Origin of the sequence: uncultured Anaerovibrio sp., from assembly GCA_902786545.1 — a bacterium.
Lineage (GTDB): Bacteria > Bacillota > Negativicutes > Selenomonadales > Selenomonadaceae > Anaerovibrio.
Genome location: CADACU010000016.1, coordinates 18,539 through 27,082, shown reverse-complemented (window position 1 = coordinate 27,082; position 8,544 = coordinate 18,539). Strand labels below are relative to the sequence as shown.

Sequence of the window (8,544 nt, the reverse complement as noted above, 5' to 3'; positions counted from 1 at the left end):
ATATGTCAATAACTTGATTATAACGCAGTTGATTAAATTTTTCCATAAATAAAAATAAATATCTTCAGCTAATAGGATTAGGGATTGAAAACGGCAGATTATATCCTCTTATGTCGAAATAGTAAGATATATAGTATGTGACGAAGGGACGAGATTTATGCAAAAAACCGTTTTGCTGATTCATAAAGGAAAATCATTTATGCTGGGGACCATTGCCAAAAATCTGGCAGATGGAGGATACAAGGTAGTCGAAGTTGAACCGACTATGGAGGACATTAGTGCCCACAAGGATGAGATGGATTTATTCATCATGTATTTGGGAGAATATGTGGATGATGTGACCAATACGCTGGTTTATCTGAAAGACATCTGTACGGAAGAGGATAAGCTGCTTATTCTCATTGGTACTGCCAGTGAGATAGAGGTAGCCAACCGGTCCATTCCTTCTGCATTGATTTCAGCCACCTTTGAACGGCCCTTTGATATGAAAAAGCTGGTTGCCCAGGCTGACTGGCTCATAGAGGCAAATGATGATTTGGCTAAGCGGAAAAACATATTGCTGGTGGATGATGATGGTACCTTTTTAAAAATGGTAAAGGACTGGCTATCTGCCAAATATCGGGTGACCATTGTTACCTCCGGGGCCCAGGCTTTGATGTATATTGCTGATAATCGGCCGGATTTAATTTTGCTGGATTATGAAATGCCGGTTACATCCGGACCACAGGTGCTGGAAATGATTCGCAGCGAGACCAAGGTGGATTCCATTCCGGTTATTTTTCTGACTGGCAGAGATGACCCGGAAAGTGTCAAAAGTGTGCTTGCTCTGAAGCCAGACGGCTATTTGTTGAAGAATCTGGACCGGACCAAGCTGGTGGCAATGGTAGATGATTTCTTTGAGAAACAGAAATTTAAAAAACTTCATGACGATAAGGTGTTATGAGTCTTCATTTGAGTAGATGATATCAGGCAGTGTGTGGCGGATGAGGTAAACGGGGAGTGTGAAATGGCATATTTCACATCCCCGTTTTTGTGAAGGAAAGGAAGATAATCCATGTTACAGAAAAGATATACCGTTTTTAAAGATGTAAGTTACCCGGAGGAAAAGTGGGAAGAATTGGTTGGTATACTCAATGATATTAAGACCCAGTTTACCTATCACAAAGGTAAGTTTTTATATATTCATTTGATTTTTCATCGAATCCCGCAAAGTATTGTGGATAGGATACGGTCTGCCATCAGAACAATATTGCCCCAGGCGGTGGTGACCGGTATGCCGGAAACGGTTTTTGCTGAAAAAAAGGAAAATAGTTATTTGATTATAAATGCCAATATTTATTTAAAGACAGACTTAAAAATTCTGTCTTATAACGGTATGCCGGATGATTATGAGGCTTTGGGACGGCAAATTGGTGAGGAAATTGCCGGAGTGCCTTAGGCAAAAGCTGCAGCGGTATACTGTTGCTGTTTACATACCGATTTTTCCCTGTTGTTTAAAGAGATAGCCAAGAAAAATCAGGAAGTAGTTCTTTTTGGAGCTTCGGCCGGGGTTTTTGAAGGCAGTGCTGATGTACCGGATAATATGCCAAATCTTTTTTATCTTGATGTGAATAATTATAACGAACAACAGTATATTTTAGGTGAGCACATACATACCCATGGGATTGTAATAGTCGTTTTTAGCGGTGCGGATCTGCATGTGCAGGGAGATTATGTTCTGGGCTGGAAACCAATTGGCAAGGAACTGACTCTGACGGAAATACAAGGTGTAAACTGTGTGGCCCGGTTAAATGATATGCCGGCTACGGAGGTATATCGTCATTATCTGCAGGTGACGCCGGATGAAAATTTTGTCTTTAATATATCGGAATTTCCTTTGGTGATAGAGCGTAACGGATGTCTTATTGCCCGGGTTCCACCGGTGTATGACAAGGAAGGCCGGATATATTTCAATGGAGATGTTTATAAAGGGGAAAAAGCGCGTCTTTCCTATGCTGTTCATGCAGAGCTATTGAAGGAAACTGATGAAGCCAGTAAGAAATTGTGCGGATTTGCTCCTGAGGGGATTTTTATATCGGTTTGCGGAAATCGTTCGCTGTTTTTGCGGGGAGCAGCAGAAAAGGAGCTTGATTATTATCGGCGATTCGCACCGGATTTGATTGCCAATTACGGTACGTCAGAAATCTATTCCTACCAAGGCAAGGGGGGGATTTTGAACAGTGCATTGGTGTCAGTAGCCTTTCGGGAGGGCCCGTATAAGGCAATAGGAAGCTGCAACAATCAGATATTGGATGAGGAGACACATTTTATTATTCCTTTGGCGGCCCGGATGGCAGCCTTTTTGGATGTGGTGACCCAAGAACTGGCTGAATCCAATGAGGAGCTAAAAGCAATGGCCAGGACAGCTGAGTTGGCTAATCAGGCTAAGAGCAACTTCCTGTCTAATATGAGTCACGAAATCCGGACGCCAATCAATGCGGTGCTGGGTATGGATGAAATGATTTTGCGTGAATGCAAGGACCCGGTAATCTGTGAATATGCAGAAAATATCAAAACTGCCGGCAATAATCTGCTGGGACTTATCAATGATATCATTCCGGAGTGGCTGAAGGCGGTTCCGGGGCTTAATGTAGAAGCGGGTATAAAACATTGTGGCGGTGTTAAGGAATATCTTAATGCCCTTACAGTTTTTGCCGGTTCACTATCGGTCATTGCAAATGAACTTGAGATATATTATGATAATAAAAGTTGCAAAAATTACACAACCAAGGTGCATGCTTTGAAAAGCACTGCACGGGTGGCCGGTTTTGCTGAATTGTCAGATCGGGCCAGACGGCTGGAGGATGCCGGCAACAACGGATACGTCAATGAAATAATCACGGATACACCAGTATTGTTGAATCTTTGCCGGGATTACGCCAATATGCTGGCTCCATTGCTGGAACAGCCAGAGTCTGATTCATCGGCTAAAAGTCCGATTAGCGCCGAGGAGCTAGCTGATGCTTGGGAATCCTTAAAGGAAGTGGTACAGTCCTTTGATTATGACAGTCTGAACTATATTTTGGATGAGCTTTCCGGCTACAAGCTTCCGGAACAGGATGCGGAAACCTTGCAAGCAATACAGGCGGCCGCCATTAAACTTGATTGGGAACGAATACATAAATTGTTGGATGAAAAATGATAAGTGGGGAAAAAATGGATTGGATTATTACTTTGGACCGCAGCATTATATTTTCAGTACAGGATTGGGTGGTTACGCCCTGGCTTACACCATTTATGCGATTTATCTCGTTTATTGGTGAATATGCTGCAATTTGGGTGCTGATAGGTATCGTTCTTTGCTTCAGCAAAGAGTATCGCAAAGCAGGAATAGCAGTTCTGTTGGGTACTTTTTTTACCATGATAGTTGGTAATATTGCTATAAAAAATCTGGTAATGCGCCTGAGGCCCTGTATAGATTTTCCCGGGGTTTCTGTTTCGTGGATAATACCGGCGGCCAATGATTACTCCTTTCCGTCAGGACATACCTTTAGCTCCTTTGCCTCTGCCGTAGCCCTAATTATGTTCAGGAAAAATATTTGGACTAAACTGGCGTTATGTGGGGCGGCAGTAATGGGCTTTTCCAGGATATATCTTTTTGTACATTATCCAAGTGATGTATTGACCGGAGCCATATTGGGGATTGTATTTGGCGTTTTATCGTGGAAAATAGCAACTAAGTTAAAATTTTTACACTAAAACTATTGCATTGTGGGTTTAGGTGATTTATAATTAATTCAGTTAAAAAAGATTTCCTTCCATCAGGTATGGTTTGCCCATACCTAGTAACTCCTTTCTTATTTTGCTGGATTCCTCCAGCGGGAACTATGGGGATTTTCTCCGCTACCTTTCCTCCCTGTAGTTCAAAAAGAGCTGCTTTGGCAGCTCTTTTTATTTGTCATAAAGGTACTAATTTATGTTGGCAGGAATATTGCCATAGATGCAGAATTCTTTCTTTGGGTTAAATTATCGGAAGTGAGGATGATATCAAATGGCCGTTTGTATCAAAGATAGGTTATTTCAGCTACAGGATGTAAAGTATCGGGATTTTAGTGCCAAACTGATACCAAATATTGACAAGGAAACAATTATCGGTATCAGAACACCGGCTTTACGACAGTTAATAAAGGAAATTGATCAGGAAGAGGCTGACGCATTTATACAGCAGCTTCCACACCACTATTTGGAGGAAAACAATCTTCATGGGTATATGATAGCCAATTATAAGGATTTTGACCGTATTATCCAGGCGTTGGAAAAATTTTTCCCTTACATTGATAACTGGGCTACCTGTGATACCATAACACCGAAGGTTTTCAAAAAGAATACAGATAAACTGCTGCCACATATTGATAAATGGCTAAGCAGTGGAGAAACTTATGCAGTACGGTTTGGAATCAGAATGTTGATGGCATTTTATCTTGATGAAAAATTTAAGACAAACTACCTCGATAAAGTAGCCGTTATCAGGTCGGAGGAATACTATATAAATATGATGATAGCCTGGTATTTTGCCACTGCACTCACCAAACAATACGCGGCTACTGTTCCTTATATTGAACAGCGCAAGCTGCCGGAATGGACCCATCGGAAGGCAATTCAAAAAGCTCGTGAAAGCCGGCGGATTTCCGATGAACAAAAGAAATATCTGAATTCACTGAAATAAGAAACTCCTAATTGTACAGGATTTTAATCACACAAGAACAACATACTGTTTGTTCATAATGATATGCTCCTCTTTAGAAAGGCTATTAAAAAGGTTTGTCTAAAGGGGAGTTTTTTAGTATGCTATGGGTGAGAACAAATATAATTAGGGAGATGATTATATTGATGAGGTCGGGTCTGATTGTGGGACTGGTTATTGTGGTGGCAATTATTATTGGTTGCATCAGCACTTTTAACAGTATTACAAGTGCCAAGATCGAGGTTGATACACAATATGGGCAGATCGAAAATCAAATTCAACGCCGGGCAGATTTGATACCAAATCTGGTATCTACGGTAAAAGGCTATATGCAATATGAGGAAAAGGTACTTACCGAGGTAACCGCCGCCCGAGCTCAGATTGCCGGAGCGAAAACCCCGGAGGAAATGGCTGATGCAGACAATGCTCTGACCGGTGCCTTGGGCCATTTATTCGCTGTAGCCGAGAACTATCCGGCTTTGAAAGCTGATGGGCATTTTACAGAATTGATGCGGGAAATATCCGGCTCGGAAAATCGGATTGCAGTAGCCCGTAAGGACTATAATGAAGCAATTAAAAAATATAATGTTACTGTAAGCACCTTTCCGGGCGTACTATTTGCCGGTATGATGGGGTATGGGCCGATGACACCGTTTGCGGCGGAGGAGTCAGCCCATAATGTGCCAAAGGTGGCATTTTGATTAGGACCATAAAGCTCTTTTTCTCTGTGGGGATAGTTGCCCTGCTGCTGTTTAACGGACTTGCATTGGCAGCCAATATTCCTGCTCCTCCAAAGTATGATATTTACTTTGCCGATTATGCCAGCTTGGTGACAGCAGAGGATAAAGAGGAAATATTGAAAATAGGCAAGGATTTAGACAAGCGGTTTGGAGCTCAGCTGGTGGTGCTTACCATGAATAAACTTGGTGATGAACCAATCGAGGCATACGCCAATCGTATTTTCCGTAGCTGGGGAATCGGTGATGCCAAGAAAAATAATGGAGTTCTGTTGCTGATTGCCAAAAACGACCGGAAATTTCGCATTGAAGTGGGCTATGGACTGGAAGGAGCTATCACGGATGGTTATTCCGGTGCAGTTCTTGATAAAATGAAGCCATACTTCCGCGAAGAAAAATATTCAGAAGGTATAGCGGTGGCCTATCGTCAGCTGTCGGAAAAAATTTATGCAGAATATGGTGCTGCTCCGCCAGACGGACTTATGGCTAAAGAAACAAAGGGAGATATTACAGCTACGCCAACAGAGGATGAAGATTATACATTGGAGGATTATTTTTATCTTGTATGTGGCCTACTGTTGTTCCTGGTTATTATGTATTTTTTTCTGTTCCGTGCTTTGCTGCCAATGCTTGATTTGCTTATTATGGCCTTTTTGGCCATATTGTATCTGGTTTCTTTCGGACATTTGGGAACATTGGATTATAATCCTATATTCAGCCGATGGGGTGGCGGTGGTGGTCACGGCGGTGGTGGTTCATCAGGTGGTTCATCCGGGGGTGGATTTGGAGGAGGCAGCTCCGGGGGTGGCTTTGGAGGAGGCAGCTCCGGTGGTGGCGGTTCATCTGGTGGTTGGTAAATAGGAGAGTGAAAATGCTGTATAATTTACGGAATTTGGGAAGAAAAATCTGTTTGTCCATAGTATTATTTGCTGCGATAATATGTTCATCCACATTATATGGACATAATCTGGTTTGGGCCCAGGCGGTACAAGCCGGCGCTTCTGGTGATAATTGGTTAATTTACTGGTATATCTGCGGCTCTGATTTGGAATCTCTGGATGCGTCTGCTACCAACGATATTGCTGAGCTGATGGATGTGAATTTGCCACCGAATGTCCAGGTGTTGATGCTTACCGGTGGGGCGGAAGAATGGCATAATAATACGATGAAACCGGGCGAAGTGGGGATATATCTTTATGACAGTGAAGGCTTTCACGAACTGGGGCGGGCCGAGGATGCTGACTTTGGTTCAGGTGAGACTTTGACGGATTTTTTAAAGTTGGGTAAGGAAAATTTCGATAGGGATGATTTGCGTCGGGCCTTTATATTTTGGGATCATGGTGGTGGCAGTGCCGCCGGAGTATGTCTGGATGAGCGTACAGGAAACAGTCTTAGTTTAAATGACATCAGAAATGCTTTTGTGTCGGTATATGGTACTTCTGATACCAAGCCACCGTTTGAAATGGTAGGTTTTGATGCCTGCTTGATGGCATCCTACGATACAGCCAATGCCTTGCAGGGGATATCCCGTTATATGACTGGTTCGGAGGAGGTTGAGCCAGGAAATGGCTGGTACTACACCGGCTGGGTTGGTGCTTTGGCTGATAATCCGGCAATGCGGGGAGATACCTTGGGCAAGGCTATTTGTGATAGTTATATGGAAGGCTGTGTAGCAGTGGAAACTGAGGACACAGCTACTTTATCAGTTGTTGATTTGTCCAAGCTGGCACCTGTGGGCCGGGCTTATAATAATTTTGGGATTGAGGCCCTTGAGCAGGCCTCCGATAATCCTAGAGGCTTTTTTGCTACCTTTGGCCGTAAGGCACAGGAAGCCGAGAATTACGGTGGTAATACCCGGGATCAGGGATATTCAAATATGGTTGATTTAGGGGATTTGGCCCGCCGGTCAGCTGATATTTTACCACGAACCTCCAGACCACTTATTGAAGCTATTAACAATGCCGTAATTTATAAAGTTCATGGCAAATATCGGCGCCGTGGTATGGGACTTTCCGGTTTTCATTCCTATGATGGGGACCAGGAAATATTTGCCCAATATGTTGAGCAGGAAGCTGTGCCACTACCACAAAAATGTTTATATTATTATCTGCTGTATGGTCAAATGCCAATGGAAGCCGAAGCCCTGCTGGCGTCCGGCAGCACAGAAAATATTACCACAATCCCGGATGTTGGTTCTGTCCAAAAACAGAAAATCTTCCGGGTAGAAGAGCTGGAGGATACAGTTGTAAATATAGACAATGATGGTTATGCATATGTTACTTTGACACCTGAACAAATGGATCTTCTGTCCTCTGTGCATTGCCAGCTAACCTATGTAGGGGTGGATCAGGATGTAATAATTCTATTGGGGAGTGATTCAAATATTGTAGCTGATTGGGAAAATGGAATATTTAAGGACAACTTCACCGGAAAATGGCCAATGCTGGATGGCCATCCGGTTTATGTGGAAATAACCACAGAAGAAGATAATTACAATCTTTATTCTGTTCCAATCAAGTTGAATGATGAAGAATGCAATTTGCAGATTGCCTATACCTATAATGACGATAGATATCATATTCTTGGGGCCAGAAAAGGAATCAATACCAAAGGGATGGGAAGTCGCAATCTAGTTCAGCTAAAAAGTGGTGACAAAATAACCACCATTCACTACGGAATGACAATTTCTGGAAATGATAAAACTTGGTCTGCAGTTGATGTTGATACTTTTACTATTGGAGCTAATCCGGTATTTGCGGATGAGGATGTGGGTGATGGCCTTTTTGGTTATTTTTTTGAATTTGTCACTCCAACGGATGATAGTGCTTTGTCCAAGATGGTTAGCTTTACAATCGAAGATGGTCAGATTACTGCCGATAACGAATAAATAATTTAGGGAAGCCATAATTTGGCTTCCTTTTCTTATTCTTAGGAAAAAAGCAGGACATAATATAATTCTTGTCGAATGAAACTAATTATTGAATATAGTGTTTTTGTGTCAATTTATGGGGTGAATCTGCATGATGAAAATGTATAGCAGGACCATTAAGCATATATTGGTGTTTTTAATATGTTTTTTTAACA

8 protein-coding genes and 1 pseudogene are annotated in these 8,544 nt (G+C 42.3%); all 9 read left to right on the top strand.

Features of this window, described 5'->3' with window-relative positions; all coding sequences use genetic code 11:
* Positions 1 to 157 precede the first annotated feature (157 nt).
* A complete protein-coding gene (locus QZV24_RS04640) occupies positions 158 to 943 on the top strand; it encodes a response regulator (RefSeq protein WP_294520791.1) in 786 nt (261 codons plus the stop codon).
* A gap of 111 nt (positions 944 to 1,054) precedes the next feature.
* Positions 1,055 to 1,438 (top strand): hypothetical protein, encoded by a 384-nt coding sequence (locus QZV24_RS04635; RefSeq protein ID WP_294520788.1) that lies wholly within the window; start codon positions 1,055 to 1,057, stop codon positions 1,436 to 1,438.
* A 42-nt stretch (positions 1,439 to 1,480) separates the two neighbouring features.
* Positions 1,481 to 1,783 (top strand): annotated as a pseudogene (locus QZV24_RS10580) (FIST N-terminal domain-containing protein); the annotation flags it as partial.
* A gap of 12 nt (positions 1,784 to 1,795) precedes the next feature.
* On the top strand, positions 1,796 to 3,181 hold the full coding sequence (locus QZV24_RS04630) for a histidine kinase dimerization/phospho-acceptor domain-containing protein (protein WP_363137924.1): 1,386 nt from the start codon (positions 1,796 to 1,798) through the stop codon (positions 3,179 to 3,181).
* A gap of 14 nt (positions 3,182 to 3,195) precedes the next feature.
* Positions 3,196 to 3,738 (top strand): phosphatase PAP2 family protein, encoded by a 543-nt coding sequence (locus QZV24_RS04625; protein WP_294520782.1) that lies wholly within the window; start codon positions 3,196 to 3,198, stop codon positions 3,736 to 3,738.
* Positions 3,739 to 4,030: 292 nt separating this feature from the next.
* Positions 4,031 to 4,705 carry a DNA alkylation repair protein gene (locus QZV24_RS04620; RefSeq protein ID WP_294520779.1) on the top strand — a complete coding sequence of 225 codons (675 nt, stop codon included), beginning with the start codon at positions 4,031 to 4,033 and terminating at the stop codon, positions 4,703 to 4,705.
* Positions 4,706 to 4,869: 164 nt separating this feature from the next.
* Positions 4,870 to 5,424, top strand: coding sequence for a LemA family protein (locus tag QZV24_RS04615; protein WP_294520956.1), 555 nt, complete (start codon positions 4,870 to 4,872; stop codon positions 5,422 to 5,424).
* Positions 5,421 to 6,317, top strand: a complete 897-nt coding sequence (locus QZV24_RS04610) for a YgcG family protein (protein ID WP_294520776.1) — start codon at positions 5,421 to 5,423, stop codon at positions 6,315 to 6,317. The genes QZV24_RS04615 and QZV24_RS04610 overlap by 4 nt, the downstream gene beginning before the upstream one ends.
* Positions 6,318 to 6,331: 14 nt before the next feature.
* Positions 6,332 to 8,347, top strand: coding sequence for a clostripain-related cysteine peptidase (locus tag QZV24_RS04605; protein ID WP_294520774.1), 2,016 nt, complete (start codon positions 6,332 to 6,334; stop codon positions 8,345 to 8,347).
* The last annotated feature ends 197 nt before the right edge of the window (positions 8,348 to 8,544 follow it).

Excerpts from the sequence above, each read along its gene's own strand:
- QZV24_RS04640 (WP_294520791.1), top strand. The coding sequence starts at position 158 with ATGCAAAAAACCGTTTTGCTGATTCATAAAGGAAAATCATTTATGCTG.
- QZV24_RS04635 (WP_294520788.1), top strand. The coding sequence starts at position 1,055 with ATGTTACAGAAAAGATATACCGTTTTTAAAGATGTAAGTTACCCGGAG.
- QZV24_RS04630 (WP_363137924.1), top strand. The coding sequence starts at position 1,796 with ATGCCGGCTACGGAGGTATATCGTCATTATCTGCAGGTGACGCCGGAT.
- QZV24_RS04625 (WP_294520782.1), top strand. The coding sequence starts at position 3,196 with ATGGATTGGATTATTACTTTGGACCGCAGCATTATATTTTCAGTACAG.
- QZV24_RS04620 (WP_294520779.1), top strand. The coding sequence starts at position 4,031 with ATGGCCGTTTGTATCAAAGATAGGTTATTTCAGCTACAGGATGTAAAG.
- QZV24_RS04615 (WP_294520956.1), top strand. The coding sequence starts at position 4,870 with ATGAGGTCGGGTCTGATTGTGGGACTGGTTATTGTGGTGGCAATTATT.
- QZV24_RS04605 (WP_294520774.1), top strand. The coding sequence starts at position 6,332 with ATGCTGTATAATTTACGGAATTTGGGAAGAAAAATCTGTTTGTCCATA.